This is a genomic window from Bacillus sp. N12A5, from assembly GCF_026790125.1.
Lineage (GTDB): Bacteria > Bacillota > Bacilli > Bacillales > Bacillaceae > Bacillus.
Window position 1 is genome coordinate 82949 of the sequence record NZ_JALAMR010000008.1, and the last position, 20427, is coordinate 103375.

The window sequence follows — 20427 nt, forward strand, 5'->3', positions numbered from 1 at the left end:
GGTGAGGACATTGAAGAACATCGCAATTTGCGGATTGAGCAGCAGAGCTCTCAGTATGTTTATCAAACCGCTGATGGAGCGGTTTTCATCACATTATGAGATTACGGGATTGCTGGATGCCGATCCAAAACGTTTTGCCGTTTGCAAGAAAAGGTTTCCGGAGCTTGCCCACGTCCCAGAATACAGCGAAGTCGCTTTCGATGAGATGATGCGCGTTTCAAAGCCTGATATCGTCATTGTGACAGGCAGGGATGACACGCATGTCACATATATCGTAAGAAGCCTTCAGTGGGATACCGATGTGATTACAGAAAAACCAATGGTGACGACGGTGCAGGATGCAAATCGGGTGCTTGAGGCTGAGGCGAAAAGCAAAGGGAGGGTCACCGTTGCGTTTAACTATCGCTACAGCCCGTTTCACCGAAAAATTAAAGAAATGATTCTTGAGGGAAAAATAGGCAGGGTAACCTCTGTTGATTTAAACTGGTATATTGATACGTATCATGGCGCCAGCTATTTTAAACGCTGGAACCGGTCGAGGCAATTTTCCGGAGGCCTCTCTGTCCATAAATCAACGCATCACTTCGATCTTGTCAATTGGTGGCTAGGGCAAAATCCGTCTGAGGTATTTGCTTATGGCGCGTTGAATTACTACGGGCCCGACAGTGAGTGGAACCCGCTGCCTGATGAAGACGGGCGTTTTTGCGGGACGTGCCGGGTTAAAGAAAAATGTCATTACTATTCAAGATGGCATCCCCGTTCCTCCAAAGCTTCTGTTAAGGATGATCATCTCCAAGCGGGAGACCAATCCAGCTTATATACAGCATACAGGCCGGACGCGTGTATTTTTGATGAGGAGATTGACATTGAAGATACGTACGTGGCGGCCGTCAAATACGACGGCGGCGCGCTTTTAAGCTACTCCATCCTATTTTCCGCCCCGTATGAAGGCTACCGGCTGACGATCAACGGCACAAAAGGGCGTATTGAATCAAATGAATTTCACGAGCCTTCCAGAATTCCGTTTGCTTTTCCCGAGCAGACGATTGAATACTATCCGCTTTTTGAATCAAAGCAGACGATACAAGTGGTTAAAAACGAGGGCGGACATGGCGGTGGCGATCCACTATTGCTTGAAGATCTTTTTTTAGGGAAAGATCCGCTGCGCCAGTATGACATTTTAGCAGGGGCTGAAGCAGGCGCCTACTCTATCGCAGTCGGTGAGGGGATATGGCGCTCGGTTGCCGAAAAGAAGCCGGTCGATGTGAAGAGGCTTATTCAGATGCAAAATATATAAAGCGGAAAAGGAGGGGCCGCCGTGGAGCATGATGGTTCAATGGGTCGGGTGCTGCGTTTTTGCGAGTGGATCATGAGATTGGCATATACGAACTTGCTTTGGCTGTTTTTTGCGGTGATCGGCCTCGGGGTGTTCGGTATCATGCCCGCGACCGCAGCTTTATTCGCTGTCATGCGGAAATGGGTTCAGGGGCAGGAGAACGTTCCTGTGCTAAAAACGTTTTGGCGGGAGTACAAGGCTGAGTTTTTCCGTTCAAATCTGCTCGGTGCTGTATTGGCAATCATCGGAATGATCATTTATATCGATTTGGCCTTTATGTATCCGAGCCATTTCCTTCTGCATGTCCTGCGTTTTGCCATTATGATATTTGGATTTTTGTTCGTATCTATGCTTTTTTATGTGTTTCCGCTGCTTGTCCATTTTGACTGGAAAAAACGTCTGTATGTGAAGTTTTCGCTTTTGCTTAGTGTGGCGTATTTGCAATATACGCTCGTCATGCTTGCCCTGACTGTCGCTCTCTTTTTCCTGCTTGCGTACCTTCCCGGCATTGTCCCTTTTTTCAGCGTCAGCCTGATCAGCTACTGTCATATGCGAATTGTGTATGCTGTGCTGCTGAAAGTAGAGCAGCAAGATGGTGAGCCGCAGGAGAAACACCAAGCTTTTTATCCGCGGACGAGGTGATCATGATTTCTCTATCATAATGCTGTTCCAAACAGAATAGAGTGATAGAGAAAGGAGAGCGGATAAGATGCTGAAGGTGGCAGTATTTGATGAAGAGCATGAAAAAGACCTACAGACAGAAATCAATTCATTTTTAAAAGGGATATCAGAGGAGCAGCTGATTGATATCAAATATACGGTTTCGGCGGCGTGCGACCCGGACGGCGAGCAGCTTTACTGTTTTTCCGCCCTTATTTTATATCGTAAATAAAAAGATCTTCCCGCGGGCGCGGAAAGATCTTTTTTTGTTAATAAGCCTTTTTTACTCTTGGACTTCTCGGCTTGTCAATTTTCTCCGCTTTTTTGATCTCTCTTCGTTCTTTTGAAAGCGATTGATAGAGAGAGGCGATCATCAGCAGGATAACAATAGAAAACGGCAGCGCTGCCAGAATCGCTGTGTTCTGCAAAGCGGCAAGCCCGCCGGAATATAGAAGCACAGCCGCCATGGAGGACTGAATGATACCCCAGCTGAGTTTCACAGAGTTTGCCGGATTTAATGAACCGTACGACGTCTGCATGCCCAGCACGAATGTCGCGGAATCAGCAGACGTGATAAAGAATACAGCGATCAGAACCAATGCAAGGATCGATGTCACCATTGTCAGCGGATAGTTGTCAAGTGTTCCGAACAGCATCGTTTCAGTTGACAGCTTGGCCACATTGAACGTGCCTTTTTGCTGAAGGTCCATGGCTGATACGCCGAAAATAGAGAACCATAGAAATGCCAAAATACAAGGTGTCACCAAGACGCCTATTAAAAATTCGCGGATCGTCCGGCCTCTTGACACGCGGGCAATGAAAATGCCGACAAATGGAGACCAGGAAATCCACCATGCCCAATAGAAAATCGTCCAACCGTTAATCCATTCGCGTTTTTCAGGATCGTTCGGTGTCAGCCTGAAGCTCATTTGAACGATGTTTTGAATATATTGTCCGATAGAATCTGTAAAAGAGTTCATAATCAGCACAGTAGGCCCGACAACGAGCATAAACAGCATTAACAGTCCGGCTAAGCCCATGTTGATGTTGCTCAGATACTTAATGCCTTTTCCGAGACCGCTCCATGCAGAAAGCAAAAAGAGCACTGTTACAATAATGATTAAAATCAATTGGACGATAAACGAATTCGGTATTCCAAACAGGTAATTCAAACCGCCGTTGATTTGGGTTGCGCCGAGGCCAAGACTTGTCGACACTCCGACAACAGTGGCAAAAACAGCAATACAGTCAATCAATTTGCCGATCGGGCCGTTTACTTTATCGCCGAGAATCGGTGACAGCGTGCTGCTAATTAATCCGGGCGCGCCTTTGCGGAATTGGAAATAGGCAATACATAATGCCACAACGGCATAGATGGCCCAAGCGTGCAGACCCCAGTGGAAAAACGTATAGCGGAGTGCATCTCTAAAGGCTTGGGGGGTTTCTGTTTCACCTGATGGAGAGCTAATTGCGTAATGGCTGATCGGTTCAGCCGCACCATAGAATACTAAGCCGATTCCCATGCCTGCGCTGAACAGCATGGCAAACCATGATAATAACCCGAATTCCGGTTTTTCATCGGGCTTTCCGAGTTTTATTTTTCCGATCGGGCTGAAAATTAAAAAGAGACAGAACCCGACAAACAAAGAAACAACTAAAAGATAATACCAACCAAACGAATTGGTAATGAATGCTTGTGCCGATTGAGACACGTTTTGCAGACTGTCAGGAGAAATAACGCCCCACAATACAGCTGCAGCTGTGACGACAATCACAATCCAAAATACACTAGATATATGTTTCAACATTTCTCACCCTCTAATTTTTTGAGTACGCCTATATCTTGCTCGCAGGCTTAGTATGGTCGTACGCTGGCAGATCAATCCTCTCTTTAAATTACCCCGCAATCAGGTGAAACAAAACAAGTCTCACCCTAACATGAATGCGGAGAATGTTCAAATATTCGGCCTTTGTTTGCAAGTGTTCAAAAGAAATGGTTAAGAACGGGCATATTGTCCGGCATTAAGCCCCGCAAGTCTGCCTGTGACAAGGGCAGAGGTAATATTGTATCCGCCTGTGTAGCCGTGGATATCCAGAATTTCACCGCAAAAATACAGCCCCTCCATTTTTTTAGAAGCCATCTTTTTCGGGTCAATTTCTTTTACAGATACCCCGCCTCCCGTGACAAAGGCCTTATCAAGAGACAGTGTGCCATTTGCGAGAACAGTAAACTGCTTGCAGTCCTTTACAAATTGTCTGAAAGGGTCTTTCGGCAGCTCAGAAAACGATACGTTCGGAGAGATGCCGTTTTTTTCAAGCAAGAATAGGAGGTAGCGCTCCTGCATCCAAGGCTTCAGCACGTTTTTAATGGCTTTTTTCGGTGCTTCTTTCAATTCTTTATACATCTTTTGAAATAGTGTTTCTTCATTGATATCCGGGTACAAATCAATTTTGATCGGCACTTGGGGCTGTTTTTTCAGCTCTTTCACAACAAATTGGCTGCATCTGAGAATAGCGGGTCCTGAGAGGCCGAAATGGGTAAACAGCATGTCCATTTTATGTGTGATAATCGGTTTTCCTTTTTTATTTAACACACTGACAGCGACATCTCTTAATGATAAGCCCTGAAGTGTTTTTTGCTTAATAAACGGTTCGGCAGATGTGACGGGAACCTCTGTCGGAAACAGCTCTGTTATGGTATGGCCTGCGGCTTCAGCCCATTCATACCCGTCTCCCGTGCTTCCGGTATGGGGCACACTTTTACCGCCGACAGCGATAATGACTGCCTGGCTATGGATCATTTCGCCGTTATTCGTCACAATCCCTGCTGTCTGTCCATCTTCATATATGACAGATTTAATTTTCTCGTTCGTTCTGATGGTTACGCGGAGCTGTTTCAGCCTGTTTAACAGCGCGTCAACGACACTTTGGGCTTTGTCTGTCACCGGAAACATCCGGCCGTGATCCTCTTCCTTCAATTGGATGCCGAGATTTTCAAAGAACTTGATAATGTCTTCATTATTAAATTCAGAAAACGCACTGTATAAAAAACGCCCGTTGCCTGGGATGTGCTTAATTATTTCTTCCACAGGAAGGCGGTTCGTCACATTGCAGCGGCCGCCCCCGGAAATTGCGAGTTTCCGGCCTAGTTTATTCCCTTTATCTATCAGCAAAACATCAGCACCCTGTTCTCCTGCTGCAATTGCTGCCATCAAGCCAGAAGGGCCTCCGCCGATTACGATTACGTCATACTGTTTCATCTTTATCATCAACTTTCTTTTTCCGTTTCGTATGCGAACACCCCGTCCGCAGTACTATTATAGCGAAAGTAAGCCTTTCCTTAAACGTCTTTTGCCGTGAACCTGAATCGTTCACAAGATTGCTTTTGTATTTATTACCGTCTAAATGCCCAGTTGTGGTAAAATAGAAAAGTTGAATCTTCGTAGAAAATGGTGATGAAGAAACATGTCAAGCAAACTGTTAAGAGGCACGTTTGTGTTAACGCTCGGTACATATATATCACGGATTCTTGGAATGGTCTATTTAATTCCTTTCAGCATTATGGTCGGGGCGACAGGCGGTGCATTATTTCAATACGGATACAACCAATATACTTTATTTTTGAATATTGCTACGATGGGCTTTCCGGCCGCTGTTTCTAAATTTGTTTCTAAATATAATTCCAAAGGGGATTACGAAACAAGCCGAAAAATGCTCAAGGCGGGCATGTCGATTATGCTTGTCACAGGAATGATTGCCTTCTTCATTCTGTATTTATCAGCTCCGCTGTTTGCGGAAATATCGCTGGGAGGCAAGGATAATAACGGGCTGACGATTGACCATGTCGTTTATGTCATCCGCATGGTCAGCTTAGCGCTGTTGGTCGTGCCGATTATGAGCCTTGTCCGCGGATTCTTTCAAGGGCACCAAATGATGGGGCCGACAGCCGTTTCCCAAGTCGTTGAACAGATTGTCCGCATCATCTTTTTATTGAGTGCGACATTCTTGATTTTGAAGGTTTTCAACGGCGGCCTTGTCATCGCTGTCGGTTATGCGACCTTCGCAGCGCTGATCGGCGCCTTCGGAGGCCTGATCGTGCTGTATATTTATTGGAACAAACGGAAGGGCAGCCTTTTGGCGATGATGCCGAATACGGGGCCGACAGCAAACTTAAGCTACAAGAAAATGTTTCTCGAGCTGTTCAGCTATGCCGCTCCGTACGTTTTTGTCGGACTGGCCATCCCTTTGTATAACTATATTGATACAAATACGTTTAACAAAGCGATGATCGAAGCCGGCCATCAGGCCATCAGCCAGGACATGATGGCGATTCTTACCCTGTATGTGCAGAAGCTTGTGATGATCCCGGTTTCCCTTGCAACAGCTTTCGGATTGACATTAATTCCAACGATTACTGAATCGTTTACTAGCGGAAACTATAAGCTGCTGAATCAGCAGATCAATCAAACCATGCAGACGATCCTGTTTTTAATTATTCCAGCTGTTGTCGGGATCTCTGTATTGGCAGGGCCGACGTATACATTCTTTTACGGATCAGAAAGTCTTCTTCCTGAACTGGGGGCAAACATTCTGTTTTGGTATTCCCCGGTTGCGATTCTGTTCTCTTTATTTACGGTCAACGCAGCCATTCTGCAGGGCATTAATAAACAGAAATTTGCGGTTGTCAGCCTTGTCATCGGCGTCGTGATCAAGCTCGTGCTGAATGTTCCGCTGATCAAGCTGATGCAGGCTGACGGCGCGATTTTAGCGACGGCGCTTGGATATATCGCTTCGCTTTTATACGGGTTTATCATGATCAAGCGCCATGCCGGCTATTCGTATAATGTATTAGTCAAACGGACAGTCTTAATGTTGCTATTATCAGCGGTAATGGGAATAGCCGTAAAAATCGTGCAGTGGGTATTAAGCTTCTTTATTTCCTACCAGGACGGCCAGGTGCAAGCTGCGATCGTTGTGGTGATTGCGGCTGCTGTTGGCGGAGCTGTCTACTTGTATTGCGCCTACCGATTAGGATTTTTGCAGAAAATATTAGGCCGCCGTTTGCCGGGTTTCTTAAAGAAAGGCAGCCATGCCGGCTGATGAACAAAATATGATGAACCAAAGGGCTCGCATGCTGCGGGCTTTCTTTTATAAAGGAGAGATGAGGAATGAGACTTGATAAGCTGCTTGCCAACAGCGGGTATGGTTCCAGAAAAGAAGTCAAAGCCGTTGTGAAGGCGGGGGCCGTCATGGTCGATGGCAAACCGGCCAAAGATGTAAAGGCTCACGTTGATCCTGATACGCAGGAGGTGACCGTATACGGGGAACCGGTTGATTACCGCGAGTTTATTTATCTTATGATGAATAAGCCGCAGGGAGTGCTGTCGGCGACTGAGGACAGCCGGCAGCAAACAGTGGTTGATCTGCTGACGCCGGAAGAAATGAGATTTGAGCCGTTTCCCGCCGGCAGGCTTGATAAAGATACAGAGGGCTTTTTGCTGCTCACAAATGACGGCCAGCTTGCACATCGTCTCCTATCGCCTAAAAAGCATGTTCCGAAAACGTATGAAGTCCATTTGAAATCTCAAGTGTCGCCGGAAGATATCACCGCTTTGGAAGCAGGTGTCTATATAGAAGGCGGCTACAAAACAAAACCGGCAAAAGCGGAAATCAAGACAAACGACAACGGCAACACCGTGATATACCTGACGATTACAGAAGGAAAATACCATCAGGTCAAGCAGATGGCAAAGGCTGTCGGCAATGAAGTGATTTATCTGAAGAGGCTATCGATGGGACGCGTTTCCCTGGATCCCGCTCTGGCGCCTGGAGAATACCGCGAGCTTACAAAAGAAGAGCTGCAATTGCTGAATGAACCGCAAGCATGAAAAAACCCCGCATTCTAAATGCGGGGTCTTCTTTATAAGCACACAAAAACAAGGCTCAGAAGATTCTTCGCCCTGTATCTATCAGGCCGCTCTCAGGCGGCCCTATGTAATTTTTCAATGTTTATGAGGTAATCTTTACTTTCTTTCTCGTTGTCTCCCACTTGCCACGGCTTGGACTATGAACAAGATCATTGTATGCCAACACATTTAAGTCTCTTTGAATTGTTCTAGGTGTAATGCCGAATTCGTCAACCAGTTCCTGTGTTGTCACAAGACCTTTTTCTTGGATAAACATGTAAACTGATTTGATTCGAGTTAGCATACGGTTTGTTGAAGGTTTCAAAAAACCACTCCCTATCATAAGATCGGATGGACTTGACTAACCACAACTCACGACTATCAACTGCGTACGAAATAGCAACAAAGGCAGACATCTATTGTTTTAAAATAATTCGCCCTCATTATACACGATATCGCAGTAATGAATCTAGGGATAACTCCTATTAATTTTTTCCAATTCTCGTTGGGCAGCCATCCTTGTTGGATTACTATGTATTTCAGCTCAATATTATTATGCTTAAAGAAACTTTTTTTATTCTGTTTCGTAGTAAATTTTGGAGGTGGGTGCATTTTGACAAATTTGCTTGAAGCTTCAATAGAACAGGCTGGGTATACAAGCCGAAAAGAAGTGCTCACTGATGTTTTTCTGGAGGTCGGAAAAGGGGAGCTTGTCGGTCTGATCGGAGCTAACGGCGCCGGAAAAAGCACTGCAATCAAGGCAATACTCGGCCTCTCGGAAGATTTTAAAGGACATATTGGCTGGAACGACTGCTCATTTGCATATATTCCGGAGCATCCGTCCTTTTACGAAGAGCTGACGCTATGGGAGCATTTGGATCTGATCAGCGCGCTGCACGGTATTGAGGAGGGTGAATTTGCGCATCGGGCTGAAAGCCTTCTGCAGACGTTTTCACTAGATCATGTTATGCATGAACTGCCTGTCACCTTTTCAAAAGGCATGCAACAAAAACTGATGCTTATACAGGCTTTTCTCTCTAAGCCGGATATGTATGTGATTGATGAACCATTTATCGGCCTTGATCCGATATCGACGAAACGCTTTGTGGACATGCTTAAAGCTGAAAAAGAGCGGGGAGCCGGCATCCTCATGTGTACACACGTCCTCGATACCGCAGAAAAAATTTGTGATCGGTTTTACATGATTGAGAAAGGTTCTTTATTTCTCCAGGGCACGTTAAAAGATATTCAGGAACAGACTGGATCAGTGGGGCAGTCATTGCTTGACTGTTTTTATAAGGCAGTTCAAGGTGATCGTTCATGAATGGGCGTACGCTCTTTTTTCGTAGGCTGTTTGACTATTACAGATATCAGTTTAAGGTGCTGCATGCGGTCATTGACTGGACAGTCGCTCTCTACATCGTTTTGCCGGCGCTTGCTTTTGTCATCTATCAGTATGTTGATTTAATGAACGGAAGAGGCCTCCTTTATGAGTGGTCTGAAGTGATGGGATGGAGATGGCTGTACGCTGTGTGTGTGCTGATCATGTGCACAGGCTCGATCCGTACACTTTTAATGGAAGCGGACAAAGTGTTTTTGCTGCAAAAGAAAGAGATAATCTATCAGCTCAAACGGTACGCGCTGGGGTATTCCTTTTTGGTCACGCTGGCCAAATGGCTGCTTCTCTTTTTTATTTTCCTTCCTTTTATCCATTCTGTTCTCATCACATTGGCAGAAAGCGTTGCGCTATTGTGTTATTTGTTTGGCCTTCATCTATTCTTTTTATCCTTAAAGCAAGACAGGATCAGAAAGCCGCGCACCATTTCGAGACGGATTGGCGATATTCTTATCAGAGCGGTTCTTTTTGCCGGTTCTGCCATCCTGATCGTTTTCGCTGGATCACGCTTGCTTTTGCTCATTGGCATTATATGTTTGATTTTCGCATTCGTCCGCGGCTTGCAAAAGGCAGCTTCGTTCTCGGCTTTTGAAGCAGAGACGGCTGAAGAGAGAAAAAGCAGGTTGGCGCTTGCCGGGCTTGTCATGATGATGAGCCAGGAGGCGGGAATGCCGAAAGTGAAAGACAGGATGAGAAGAAAACCATTTTTATACCGGAATTCAAGAAGGATATTTAAAAAACGAACAATCTATACAGGCTATAAGGAATTGTTTTTCAAAGTCATGCTGAGGAATGGGGAGTATGCGAGGCAGATGTACATGCTATTGTCAGCTTTCACCGTTCTCATATTTGTCTCACCGATCTGGCTGAAGCTGATGGCGCTGTTGGTATATACAGGTGTTTGCCGTTATATCCTGACGCTTATTTTTGACAAGGTCATGGATTCCCCTTTTTTAATTGGCGCTCCGAAGGACAGTGATGAATATTATCGCGCCAGAAAAAGCTGTATCAACATCCTGCACTATGCGTTTGCCGCCTGCTGTTTATTAGCAGCCGCTGTCTCTTTATTGTTCACATAAAAAACCCAAACGGCTGACGTCTGGGTTTTTTGTCTATGTTATAAAATAAACAGCTGGATGAAAAACAGAATGGCGAAAACGATGACGAGCGGATGAATGTCTCTCCATTTTCCCCGCGCTGCTTTGACGATCGGATATGAAATAAATCCAAGCGCAATTCCTGTAGAAATGCTGGATGTCAAAGGCATGGCCAGAATGACGAGAAACGCAGGAAATGCCTCGTCCATCTCTTTCCAGTTCATGTTGGAAACCGAGCCCATCATCAGGCTGCCGACGATAATCAAAGCAGGCGAGGTGATGGCGGCTATACCGGACAAGGCGCTGACAAGCGGACTGAAAAACATTGAAGCCGCAAACATCACCGCCACAGTCAAAGCCGTAAGTCCCGTTCTTCCCCCGGCTGCGACACCTGCGGAGGATTCGATAAATGCAGTCGTCGGACTTGTTCCGAAGACAGCTCCGACTGTCGTTGCTGTTGAATCAGCAAGCAGGGCTTTTCGCACATTCGGCAGCTTGTTGTTCTTCATCAGTCCGGCTTGCTCTGCAACGCCGATCATTGTGCCTGTCGTATCGAAAATGGTGACCAATAGAAAAGAAAAGACGACAGCGTATAGGCCGTGATGAACGACATCGCCAAAAGCTGATAATGGATTTGAGATGATCAGCCCCTCTGGCAAATGAGGAAACGACATAAAGCCTTTTGAAAAATGCAGCTGACCGGTAAAAAATGCGATCAAAGCGGTAGCCGCCATTCCGATAAATAAAGCGCCGCTTACATTAAGCACCATCAGAACCACACTGATCAAAAGGCCGATCAGCGTTAAAATAACACCAGGCGAATGCAAATTGCCGAGAGTCACCAGGTTTGACTCATCAGCCGCCACAATTCCCGCCTGCCGCAAACCGATAAAAGCAATAAACAGCCCGATCCCTGTTGTGATTCCGTATTTTAAATTGTTTGGAATCGCTTCTATAAGTTGTTTTCTTAAAGGCGTTAACGATAGAATAATGAAGAGAACCCCTGCTGTAAATACTGCGCTGAAAGCTGTTGCGTATGAGATGCCGCCATCGCTTGCACTTACGACATGAAAGGCTAAATAAGCGTTCAAGCCCATGCCGGGCGCAATAGCAATCGGATAATTTGCTGCCAGGGCCATCCACAGCGTTCCGACAATGGAGGCAATAATCGTTGCGGTAAAAACCTGGTCGAAAGGAATCCCGGCATTAGCCAGAATGACCGGATTCACCACGACGATATAGACCATTGTGAAAAAGGTCGTCAGCCCTGCTATGATTTCTTGCTTTATGGATGTTTGCTGCTCTTTTAGATGAAACATAGTATCCTCCAATTACGAACGTTTTAACAAAACACCATTAATATTATTCGTTTTATTTGGTTTTTGCAAGTTTTTCTTGCGGAAAGGGGATCGTGATGAACTGGGAAGTTGAAGTGATCAGAAAAAAAGAAGATTTAATTCGTGATACGCAGGAATTTTTGAGAATCAACAGTGTAATGGATGAAACAACCGCCGGACCCGGCAAACCGTTCGGAGAAGGAGTAAACGCCAGCCTGACTTCATTGCTGGAGCTGGGAGAAAAAGAAGGCTTTACAACAAAAAATCTTGACGGCTTCGCAGGCCATATTGAATGGGGCGAGGGCGATGACATTGTCGGCGTACTTTGCCATGTTGATGTCGTGCCGCCGGGAGACGGCTGGACGAGTGATCCGTTTTCAGCTGATATCCGCAACGGACGGATTTATGCAAGGGGCGCCATTGATGATAAGGGCCCGACGATGGCTGCGTTTTACGCTTTGAAAATTGTAAAAGACATGAAACTGCCGCTTTCCAAGCGTGTCAGAATCATTATCGGAACTGATGAAGAAAGCGATTGGAGATGCGTGGAGCATTACTTCAAACATGAAGAAATGCCAACGCTGGGATTTGCGCCTGACGCCGATTTTCCGATTATTAACGCGGAAAAAGGAATCATTGATGCTTCGCTACTCATCCCGCACCGCTCAAACCAAGCCGATGCAGAGGCAGTGCTTGTCTCGTTTCAATCGGGTCTTCGCTTGAACATGGTGCCGGACGCTGCTGAAGCTGTTATTACAGGCCCGAAAAAAGAAGAGATTCTTGCTTCATTTAAAGACATGCTTCGCGCAACAGATCGAAAAGGGGAAGCTGAAATAGAGAACGGACAGCTCATTTTGCGTATGTACGGGCTTTCCTGCCATGCGATGGAACCGAACAATGGGATCAATGCCGGCATTTTATTATGCGAATTTTTGCAGCAGGCTGGGCTTGACGCAGCAGGACAGCGGTTTGTGCAAGTCGTGACAGATAAGTTCTCAAACGATACTAGAGGGAAAAAACTGAACATCGACTGCGAGGATGAAATCAGCGGCGAGCTGACACTAAATGTGGGAACACTGCGCTATACGGAAGGGCAAGGAGGAGAGCTCGGGATCAATATCCGCTATCCTGTGACCGCAGAAAGCCAAGTGATCCGTGATGCATTCGAAAACGCACCTGAATTTGAGCTGGGAGAATTCAAAGACAGCAAGCCGCATCACGTGTCAGCAGACCATCCGTTAGTCAAAACCCTGCAAAAGGTATATGAAGGCCAGCTGGGCAAAAAAGCTGATTTAATCTCAATCGGCGGTGGGACCTATGCCAGATCATTAAAAGCAGGTGTCGCGTTCGGCCCCCTGTTCCCCGGACGTCCAGACAGCGCACACCAAAAGGATGAATATATTGAAATCGATGACCTGCTGAGATCGACAGCGTTATATGCGCAGGCCATCTACGAACTTGCAAAATAAAAGGACCGGCTTCTGCGGAAGCCAGTCCTTTTTTAAACAAATGACCATAAATCAGTTGATAAATACCGTTCTCCTGTATCGGCTGTCATACAGACCACAACTTGGTCAGGAGAGAGGCGTTTTGCTGTTTCGATTGCCGCGAAGCAGGCAGCGCCTGACGAAGGCCCGACAAGAATTCCTTCTTCAGCAGCGAGGCGTCTTGTCGTTGTATAGGCGTCTTCATCAGAGATTTTGATAATCTCATCATATACATCTTGATTTAAAATCGGAGGAATGAAGCCTGGGCTTGTCCCTACAAGCTTATGTGCGCCGGGTTTTCCTCCGGATAATACAGGCGAACCCGCAGGCTCAACAACATGAACCGTGATATCGGGGAAAAGCTCTTTGAGTGCTTCACCTGTTCCGGTAATGGTTCCGCCCGTTCCAGAAGTGGCGACAAAAGCGCCGAGCGGTTTTCCGATTTCCTCTATTGCCCGGGCAATTTCTAGCGCCGTCGTTTTCCGGTGTGCGTCTGGATTGGCGGTGTTATCGAACTGCATTGGGATATAGCTGTTCGGAATTTGTTCGGCTAGCTCCTTCGCTTTTTTGATGCTGCCCGGCATTCTTTCCGCTCCTGGTGTTAATACAACCTCTGCACCGTAAGCTTTAAGAAGGTTGATCCGTTCCTTCGTCATCGTATCAGGCATGACTAAGATCGCTTTATAGCCCCGTGCTGCCGCATTCATGGCGAGCCCGATTCCGGTATTTCCGCTCGTCGGCTCTATAATAACTGAGCCCGGTTTGAGCAAACCGTTTTGTTCTGCTTCTATGATCATCTGATAAGCCGCTCTGTCTTTTACACTGCCGCTCGGATTGAAAAATTCAAGCTTTAAATAGACTTGTGCCGCGTTTTCCGGCTGAAGCCGATTCAATTTCACAAGGGGTGTATCTCCTATCAGATCAGCTGTATTTTCAACGATTTTCAACATTGTCATTCCTTTCTGAATAAAACAAGTGTCATATAATATCCTAACATAATAAACGTTTGTGTGAGAGGTGTTTTCATACACTGTTCCTCTATCCGCACAGCCTCTTTATTGATAAAATAATAGCTGTTACAGAAAGGAGTGTCAGACGGATGCCAGATATACGGCCGCATTATTTCATCGGCGTTCCCCTTCCTGAGGGAATGGCAAATCCGATCTATCAGGCTGCGAAAAACGAGCCGGTTTTGACGTTTCAAAAATGGGTGCACCCGCTTGACTATCATATCACGTTAATTTTTCTCGGAGCGGCGGATGAGATGCAAATCCAGCAGCTTGAAGGCTCACTAGCTGAGGTTGCTTCAGAAACCGATCCGTTTCCGATTGAGTTCGGCAAAATAGATGTATTCGGCGACCGCAGAAGGCCGCGTGTTTTACACCTGGAGCCAAAGAAAAACAAAACGCTTGAAAAACTCAGGGAACATACGAAACAGGCTGTTCTTCAAGCCGGCTTTCAAGTGGAAAAAAGACCGTATCACCCTCATATGACGCTGGCAAGAAAATGGACAGGCGAAGAAGGATTTCCGGCTCATGTTCCGTTTGAAAGCGGCGAGGTTTCGATGATGGCTGAACGATTTTCGCTCTTTCAAATACACTTGAACCAATCACCAAAATACGAAGAAATATTCAAATTTCAATTATCTTAATTCATTGCGGAGTGGAGAAACAAACATGGCACAAATCATCAAAATTCATGATTATATATCGAGATATGAGCTTGATCCGTACCATTATATCAACCAGTTTGTACGTCTGAAAAAAGAGCGCTGGCTTTCACTAGTAGAAGCAGCGGAGCGCCAGCAAGAAGAAAGACAAGCTCATGCTGAAGAGCCGGAACCAGTTCAGAAACGAAAAAAATTTTCGTTGAAAAGAAGAAAAGAAGAGATAAAAGCCGATATACAAGAAGAGAGACACCAATGGTTTGAGGAGGAAGATGATTTACATGTAAGGCTGCCAAAGAGCAGGATGGCGCTTGCTTCTTTCTATAAAAGGCATTTATATGATTTTCAGCTTAAATGGGCAAGCTCTACTCTTTCAGAAATATCTCATCTCTCAAACCAGGTGAAGCAGGACCGCATTTTGCGTTATCTGACCCAGCAGCTGCCTGATTCTTATTTCATTATGTATAAGCCTGTGCTGAGAATTCAGCAGGCGGCGGTTGAATTAAGCATTGTGATTATTTCTCCTCTTGACGTTTATTGCGTTTCTTTCTTAGAGGCAGAGGAAGACAGTGTGTACATAGGGTCTAAAAATCGTTTTTGGGAGAAGAAAACAGCCTCTCAGACTGCATCAGTGTTAAATCCGGCGCTGAGCCTGTTTCGGACGGATTCCGTTGTGTCAAAGATCATCAAGGAAAAACAGGCTGATATTCCGGTTCGAAAATTACTTCTGAGCAGAACGTCGTACATCGATTACCCGGAACCGCCGTACAGCTTAGAAATAGTGGATAAGCGCGGCGCGGAAGAATGGATTGAGCGCCAGAAGAAAAACACTGCCCCGATTAAACATCATCAGGTAAAGGCTGCAAAGGCTCTATTGTCATACTGCATGTCTGACTCCTATCGCAGACAAGAGTGGCTGGAGTAAAAGAGAACGATTTGAGCGGTTTTCTCATAACATAAGCAGGTGAGAAAGATGAGCCATTGGTTTTTTATTATTAATCCGGCAGCAGGACATCGAAATGGACTGCGTGTTTGGAAGTCCATTCAAAAGGAATTAATCAAACGGAAGATTGAGCACCGCTCGTTTTTAACTGAACATCCGGGACACGCCGAGGTGCTCGCCAGGCAGATTTCAACGATACAGGAATATAAGCTGAAGCGCCTGATTGTTATTGGCGGAGACGGAACTATGCATGAAGTTGTCAATGGGCTGAAAGATGTCGACGATATAGAACTGAGCTTTGTGCCGGCGGGCGCGTATAATGATTTTTCGCGAGGCTTTTCTATTAAAAAAATCGATTTGATACAGGAAATCAAAAAACTGAAGCGCCCGTTAACCCGAACCTTTCATTTAGGAAGTGTCAATTTCCTTCAGGATAAATCACAGGTTCTTTACTTTATGAATCATATCGGGATCGGGTTTGACGCTTATGTCAACAAAAAGGCAATGGAATTTCCGCTGAGACGGGCTTTTCTTTTTCTGCGGCTTCGATTTCTTGTGTATCCGCTTTCCCATTTGCATGCCTCGGCTACCTTTAAACCGTTTTCGTTAGCCTGTACAACGGAAGAAGAGACGCATGAATTTCATGATGTCTGGTTTGCGGTTGTATCCAACCATCCGTTTTACGGGGGCGGCATGAAGGCGGCTCCGCTTGCGAATCCCCGCGAGAAGGCATTTGATATCATGATCGTTGAAAATCAGCCGTTTTTGAAAAAATATTGGCTTTTATGTCTGATGGCATTTGGAAAACATACAAAGATGGACGGCGTTACGATGTTTAAAGCAAAGGACATTACGTTTTACACGAAGGACAAAATCCCTTTCCATGCTGACGGAGAAATCATGGGCACCACCCCATTTCGTCTCGGATCGAGTCCTTCACCCTTAAGGATCAAAACATAAAACGTGTTTGGAGGAGAGCTTCCGATGGTCAGCATCCGCCGCAGCTTCGAAGCGTACGTCGATGACATGAATATCATTACCGTTCTGATTCCTGCTGAACAAAAAGAAATCATGACACCGCCGTTTCGACTTGAGACAGAAACAACCGATTTTCCTCTGGCTGTCAGAGAGGAATACCGCCTTGAAGACACATACAAGTACGTCTGCGTATCAGGCCGTCCAGTGACATTCGGAAAAACACATGCTGTCAGAGCATCCAACGGCGACAAAACGGATCTCCAAATTGGCGCGGTCATCCGGACGGACGCGTTTGATGATTTATTTTTTTATGATGGAGAGCTGGGGGCCGTTTATACTGCAGATTATACTGAATTTAAAGTCTGGGCGCCTGCCGCAACCTCAGCTGCTGTCAAGCTTTCCCACCCGGATAAAAGCGGCCGCATATTCCAAATGGTGAGATCGGAAAAAGGCGTCTATACTGTTACTGTCACCGGTGATCTTCACGGGTATGAGTATGTGTTCTGTATCTGCAACAATTCAGAATGGGCGGAAACCGTTGATCCGTATGCAAAGGCCGTGACGGTAAATGGAGAGAAGGGCGTCGTCCTTCGCCCGGATCAAATGACATGGGCTGCTTCGACTAAACCGTTCTCAGCCCCTGTAGATGCCGTCATCTATGAGATGCATATCCGCGACTTCTCCATCCATGAAAACAGCGGCATGAAAAACAAGGGAAAATACTTAGCGCTGACGGAAACAGATACGCAAACCGCAAATGGCTGTTCTTCCGGACTGGCGTATGTCAAAGAGCTCGGTGTTACGCATGTAGAGCTTCTGCCGGTGAATGACTTTGCCGGAGTTGATGAAGAGAAGCCGCTTGATGCTTACAATTGGGGGTATAACCCGCTTCATTTTTTTGCCCCGGAGGGAAGCTATTCCTCAAACCCTCATGATCCTCAAACAAGAAAAACAGAGTTAAAACAAATGATCAACACCCTTCATCAGCACGGCCTGCGAGTCATTCTGGATGTCGTCTTTAACCACGTGTACGAAAGGGAGAATGCCCCCTTTGAAAAAACAGTGCCCGGTTATTTTTTTCGGCATGACGAATTTGGAATGCCGTCAAACGGCACCGGCGTTGGCAATGACATCGCGTCAGAAAGACGGATGGCGAGAAAATTCATTGCGGATTGCGTCATCTACTGGATTGAGGAATACAATGCCGACGGCTTCCGCTTTGATCTGCTCGGCATTTTAGATATTGACACTGTGCTTTATATCAAAGAAAAAGCAACTGCGGTTAAACCAGGAATCCTGCTTTTTGGAGAAGGGTGGGATTTGGCGACACCGCTGCCGCAAGAACAGAAAGCCACCTTGGCGAACGCTTCAAAATTGCCTGACATCGGCTTTTTTAATGATGCGTTCCGTGACGCTGTGAAAGGGAACACCTTTCACCTGCAGGCAGCCGGCTTTGCGCTCGGAAACGGTGAAGCAGCGGGAACCGTTATGCACGGAATTGCCGGGTCTTCTGGATGGAAGGCATTAGAACCGGTTCTGCCAGAACCCAGCCAGTCCATTAACTACGTTGAGTCACATGACAATCACACCTTTTGGGATAAAATGAGCTTTGCGCTAACTCAAGAAACTGACAGCCGAAAGCGAAGCAGGCAAAGGCTGGCAGCCGCGATTATTTTGCTTGCCCAGGGGGTGCCGTTTATTCACAGCGGACAGGAATTTTTCCGGACGAAAAAGGGAGTGGAGAACAGCTATCAATCAAGTGACAGCATCAACCAGCTGGATTGGGATCGGCGTGAAACGTTTAAAGAGGATGTCGACTATTTCTGCAAACTGATCTCGCTTAGAAAAGCGCATCCGGCATTCCGTCTCAGATCGGCTGCAGACATCCAGCGCCATCTTGAATGCTTGACGCTAAAAGACCGCCTCATCGCATTCAGGCTTTATGATCTAGAGGGGATTGATGAATGGGCAGAGATCATCGTCATCCACCACGCGAGTCCGGAATTGATTGAATGGAAGCTGCCAAACGGCAAATCATACCGGCTTTTAAGTGATACATCAGGCTTCCAGCGCAACCCGAAAGAAATCAAGAAAGCGGTTGCTGTAAACGGAATCGGAACGGTTATCTTATATTTAGCATCAGATCTTAAGAGTTTTGCTTGACGAAGTTTGTGCTATAGCGCTAAAATTTAAAGGACGGCTATTGATTAGCATATGAGACTCTCAATAGCTGTCTTTTTTATTTTCATACGATTCTTACGAAAAAGGCACTCGCTGGATAGACGAGAGACGATTAGCCTTTATTCTAAAATATTTTAAGAAATGATGGGTTGAACATTGATATGAACTGGTTGGGACAATTACTAGGTAGCGATTGGGAGATCTTCCCCGCCGGAGGAGCTACAGGAGATGCATATTATGCGAAACATAACGGGCAGCAGCTTTTTTTAAAACGTAATAGCTCACCTTTTTTAGCTGTTTTATCCGCCGAAGGCATTGTTCCAAAGCTGGTTTGGACAAAACGGATGGAAAATGGGGACGTCATTACGGCCCAGCACTGGATGACCGGCAGAGAGCTGAAGCCTAAAGATATGAGCGAACGGCCCGTTGCTGAATTGCTTCGTAAAATACACACATCAAAAGCCTTGCTGGACATGCTGAAGAGACTTGGAAAAGAACCGCTGAACCCGGGGGCTCTTTTGTCTCAGCTGAAGCAGGCCGTATTTGCTGTGCAGCAATCTTCGCCGCTGATTCAAGAAGGGATCAAGTATTTAGAAGAACATCTGCATGAAGTGCATTTCGGTGAGAAAGTCGTGTGCCATTGTGATGTTAATCATAATAACTGGCTTTTGTCTGAAGACAACCAGCTGTATTTAATTGATTGGGACGGCGCTATGATCGCTGATCCGGCGATGGATCTCGGGCCTTTGCTGTATCACTACGTCGAAAAGCCAGCTTGGGAGAGCTGGCTGAGCATGTACGGCATTGAGCTGACGGAAGGCCTGCGGTTACGAATGGCTTGGTATGTGTTATCTGAAACGATCACTTTCATTGCCTGGCATAAAACAAAAGGCAATGATAAGGAATTTCATGATGCAATGGAAGAACTTCATATTCTCATGAAACGTATCGCTGAATAATCAGGAATACGAATCCATTTGCTCTACCCATTGAGACAGGCTGTTCTGATGTTCTTGTATGTGTGAGTCGATGGATTTGGACGATATTCCTGATTGGCTGTAGCGGTAAACATCTTCCAGCACATGTTTGAAGTTTGAATCAAGCTCGGTGTTTGCCATCAGCGATTTAATCACTCGCTCGAGCTGCTCGTACTCTGCGACGGTTCCGCAGCAGTCCAATTGATGGTCAGTCAATATATCCTTTAATAAATGAACTTGATGCTCATAATGTAAACCCATAGCGGTACACATCCCTTCAGTATCATCATACGGGTTAAATTGTTCAAAACAGCGCGTTTTTATGCATGTGAAAGGAGTGTTCCGGCAGACGGGAACCTCTTTTTTTTATATACTCAGCCCAGCAGGCACACTGGAAAAACGAGCTTGCGGGTCTTTTTAATTCATGGTATGTTGTTAGTCGAAATAATAGATAGAGGTGTCA

At 45.9% G+C, this 20427-nt stretch carries 19 protein-coding genes; 13 read left to right on the forward strand and 6 right to left on the reverse strand.

The window, feature by feature from the left end; genetic code table 11:
- Positions 1-10: 10 nt before the first annotated feature.
- The 3 genes from MOC09_RS09795 (at position 11) to MOC09_RS09805 (ending at position 2228) form a co-directional block, all read left to right on the forward strand.
- Positions 11-1297 (forward strand): Gfo/Idh/MocA family oxidoreductase, encoded by a 1287-nt coding sequence (locus MOC09_RS09795; protein WP_268370388.1) that lies wholly within the window; start codon positions 11-13, stop codon positions 1295-1297.
- 21 nt (positions 1298-1318) lie between these two features.
- Positions 1319-1978 carry a YesL family protein gene (locus MOC09_RS09800; RefSeq protein ID WP_268361197.1) on the forward strand — a complete coding sequence of 220 codons (660 nt, stop codon included), beginning with the start codon at positions 1319-1321 and terminating at the stop codon, positions 1976-1978.
- Positions 1979-2045: 67 nt separating this feature from the next.
- Positions 2046-2228: a sporulation protein Cse60 gene (locus tag MOC09_RS09805; RefSeq protein ID WP_003223398.1), complete on the forward strand. Its 183-nt coding sequence runs from the start codon at positions 2046-2048 to the stop codon at positions 2226-2228.
- A 37-nt stretch (positions 2229-2265) separates the two neighbouring features.
- Here MOC09_RS09805 and opuD read toward each other — a convergent pair whose 3' ends face one another.
- Together opuD and MOC09_RS09815 are read right to left on the reverse strand one after the other, a co-directional pair.
- Positions 2266-3804 carry a glycine betaine transporter OpuD gene (opuD, locus tag MOC09_RS09810; protein ID WP_268361195.1) on the reverse strand — a complete coding sequence of 513 codons (1539 nt, stop codon included), beginning with the start codon at positions 3802-3804 and terminating at the stop codon, positions 2266-2268.
- 189 nt (positions 3805-3993) lie between these two features.
- Positions 3994-5256, reverse strand: coding sequence for an NAD(P)/FAD-dependent oxidoreductase (locus MOC09_RS09815; RefSeq protein ID WP_268370551.1), 1263 nt, complete (start codon positions 5254-5256; stop codon positions 3994-3996).
- A gap of 205 nt (positions 5257-5461) precedes the next feature.
- Here MOC09_RS09815 and murJ point away from each other — a divergent pair, with 205 nt between their 5' ends.
- A complete protein-coding gene (gene murJ / locus MOC09_RS09820; protein WP_268370389.1) occupies positions 5462-7096 on the forward strand; it encodes a lipid II flippase MurJ in 1635 nt (544 codons plus the stop codon).
- 68 nt (positions 7097-7164) lie between these two features.
- Positions 7165-7884 carry a pseudouridine synthase gene (locus MOC09_RS09825; RefSeq protein WP_268361191.1) on the forward strand — a complete coding sequence of 240 codons (720 nt, stop codon included), beginning with the start codon at positions 7165-7167 and terminating at the stop codon, positions 7882-7884.
- Between the two features lie 121 nt (positions 7885-8005).
- Here MOC09_RS09825 and MOC09_RS09830 read toward each other — a convergent pair whose 3' ends face one another.
- Positions 8006-8227: a DeoR family transcriptional regulator gene (locus MOC09_RS09830; protein WP_003152337.1), complete on the reverse strand. Its 222-nt coding sequence runs from the start codon at positions 8225-8227 to the stop codon at positions 8006-8008.
- Positions 8228-8515: 288 nt separating this feature from the next.
- Here MOC09_RS09830 and MOC09_RS09835 point away from each other — a divergent pair, with 288 nt between their 5' ends.
- Positions 8516-9226 (forward strand): ABC transporter ATP-binding protein, encoded by a 711-nt coding sequence (locus MOC09_RS09835; RefSeq protein WP_268361189.1) that lies wholly within the window; start codon positions 8516-8518, stop codon positions 9224-9226.
- Positions 9223-10377, forward strand: a complete 1155-nt coding sequence (locus tag MOC09_RS09840) for an ABC transporter permease (protein WP_268370391.1) — start codon at positions 9223-9225, stop codon at positions 10375-10377. Before MOC09_RS09835 ends, MOC09_RS09840 begins: the two co-directional genes overlap by 4 nt.
- A 38-nt stretch (positions 10378-10415) precedes the next feature.
- Here the strand turns inward: MOC09_RS09840 and pbuO are convergent, their stop codons facing one another.
- The gene (gene pbuO, locus MOC09_RS09845) at positions 10416-11714 is read right to left on the reverse strand and encodes a hypoxanthine/guanine permease PbuO (RefSeq protein ID WP_268361186.1); all 1299 of its coding nucleotides are present in this window, start codon (positions 11712-11714) and stop codon (positions 10416-10418) included.
- Between the two features lie 95 nt (positions 11715-11809).
- Here pbuO and pepV point away from each other — a divergent pair, with 95 nt between their 5' ends.
- Positions 11810-13201, forward strand: a complete 1392-nt coding sequence (pepV, locus tag MOC09_RS09850) for a dipeptidase PepV (RefSeq protein ID WP_268361184.1) — start codon at positions 11810-11812, stop codon at positions 13199-13201.
- A 32-nt stretch (positions 13202-13233) separates the two neighbouring features.
- Here the strand turns inward: pepV and cysK are convergent, their stop codons facing one another.
- The gene (cysK, locus tag MOC09_RS09855; protein ID WP_268361182.1) at positions 13234-14169 is read right to left on the reverse strand and encodes a cysteine synthase A; all 936 of its coding nucleotides are present in this window, start codon (positions 14167-14169) and stop codon (positions 13234-13236) included.
- 149 nt (positions 14170-14318) lie between these two features.
- Between cysK and thpR the strand changes: the two genes are divergently transcribed.
- The 5 genes from thpR to MOC09_RS09880 all read left to right on the forward strand — a co-directional run bounded on the left by thpR (position 14319) and on the right by MOC09_RS09880 (position 19946).
- On the forward strand, positions 14319-14870 hold the full coding sequence (gene thpR / locus MOC09_RS09860; RefSeq protein WP_268370393.1) for an RNA 2',3'-cyclic phosphodiesterase: 552 nt from the start codon (positions 14319-14321) through the stop codon (positions 14868-14870).
- A gap of 25 nt (positions 14871-14895) precedes the next feature.
- The gene (locus tag MOC09_RS09865) at positions 14896-15810 is read left to right on the forward strand and encodes a hypothetical protein (RefSeq protein ID WP_268370395.1); all 915 of its coding nucleotides are present in this window, start codon (positions 14896-14898) and stop codon (positions 15808-15810) included.
- A 48-nt stretch (positions 15811-15858) separates the two neighbouring features.
- A complete protein-coding gene (locus tag MOC09_RS09870) occupies positions 15859-16788 on the forward strand; it encodes a YegS/Rv2252/BmrU family lipid kinase (RefSeq protein ID WP_268361177.1) in 930 nt (309 codons plus the stop codon).
- Between the two features lie 24 nt (positions 16789-16812).
- Positions 16813-18969: a type I pullulanase gene (gene pulA, locus MOC09_RS09875; protein WP_268370397.1), complete on the forward strand. Its 2157-nt coding sequence runs from the start codon at positions 16813-16815 to the stop codon at positions 18967-18969.
- Between the two features lie 179 nt (positions 18970-19148).
- A complete protein-coding gene (locus MOC09_RS09880) occupies positions 19149-19946 on the forward strand; it encodes a phosphotransferase family protein (protein WP_268361173.1) in 798 nt (265 codons plus the stop codon).
- On the opposite strand, the gene MOC09_RS09885 is transcribed toward MOC09_RS09880, so the two are convergent.
- Positions 19947-20225: a YtzH-like family protein gene (locus tag MOC09_RS09885; RefSeq protein WP_268361171.1), complete on the reverse strand. Its 279-nt coding sequence runs from the start codon at positions 20223-20225 to the stop codon at positions 19947-19949.
- Positions 20226-20427 lie beyond the last annotated feature (202 nt).

Excerpts from the sequence above, each read along its gene's own strand:
- MOC09_RS09825 (WP_268361191.1), top strand. The coding sequence starts at position 7,165 with ATGAGACTTGATAAGCTGCTTGCCAACAGCGGGTATGGTTCCAGAAAA.
- MOC09_RS09840 (WP_268370391.1), top strand. The coding sequence starts at position 9,223 with ATGAATGGGCGTACGCTCTTTTTTCGTAGGCTGTTTGACTATTACAGA.
- MOC09_RS09865 (WP_268370395.1), top strand. The coding sequence starts at position 14,896 with ATGGCACAAATCATCAAAATTCATGATTATATATCGAGATATGAGCTT.
- MOC09_RS09880 (WP_268361173.1), top strand. The coding sequence starts at position 19,149 with ATGAACTGGTTGGGACAATTACTAGGTAGCGATTGGGAGATCTTCCCC.
- cysK (WP_268361182.1), bottom strand. The coding sequence starts at position 14,169 with ATGTTGAAAATCGTTGAAAATACAGCTGATCTGATAGGAGATACACCC.
- pulA (WP_268370397.1), top strand. The coding sequence starts at position 16,813 with ATGGTCAGCATCCGCCGCAGCTTCGAAGCGTACGTCGATGACATGAAT.
- MOC09_RS09885 (WP_268361171.1), bottom strand. The coding sequence starts at position 20,225 with ATGGGTTTACATTATGAGCATCAAGTTCATTTATTAAAGGATATATTG.
- MOC09_RS09870 (WP_268361177.1), top strand. The coding sequence starts at position 15,859 with ATGAGCCATTGGTTTTTTATTATTAATCCGGCAGCAGGACATCGAAAT.
- MOC09_RS09805 (WP_003223398.1), top strand. The coding sequence starts at position 2,046 with ATGCTGAAGGTGGCAGTATTTGATGAAGAGCATGAAAAAGACCTACAG.
- murJ (WP_268370389.1), top strand. The coding sequence starts at position 5,462 with ATGTCAAGCAAACTGTTAAGAGGCACGTTTGTGTTAACGCTCGGTACA.
- opuD (WP_268361195.1), bottom strand. The coding sequence starts at position 3,804 with ATGTTGAAACATATATCTAGTGTATTTTGGATTGTGATTGTCGTCACA.
- pbuO (WP_268361186.1), bottom strand. The coding sequence starts at position 11,714 with ATGTTTCATCTAAAAGAGCAGCAAACATCCATAAAGCAAGAAATCATA.
- pepV (WP_268361184.1), top strand. The coding sequence starts at position 11,810 with ATGAACTGGGAAGTTGAAGTGATCAGAAAAAAAGAAGATTTAATTCGT.
- MOC09_RS09815 (WP_268370551.1), bottom strand. The coding sequence starts at position 5,256 with ATGAAACAGTATGACGTAATCGTAATCGGCGGAGGCCCTTCTGGCTTG.
- thpR (WP_268370393.1), top strand. The coding sequence starts at position 14,319 with ATGCCAGATATACGGCCGCATTATTTCATCGGCGTTCCCCTTCCTGAG.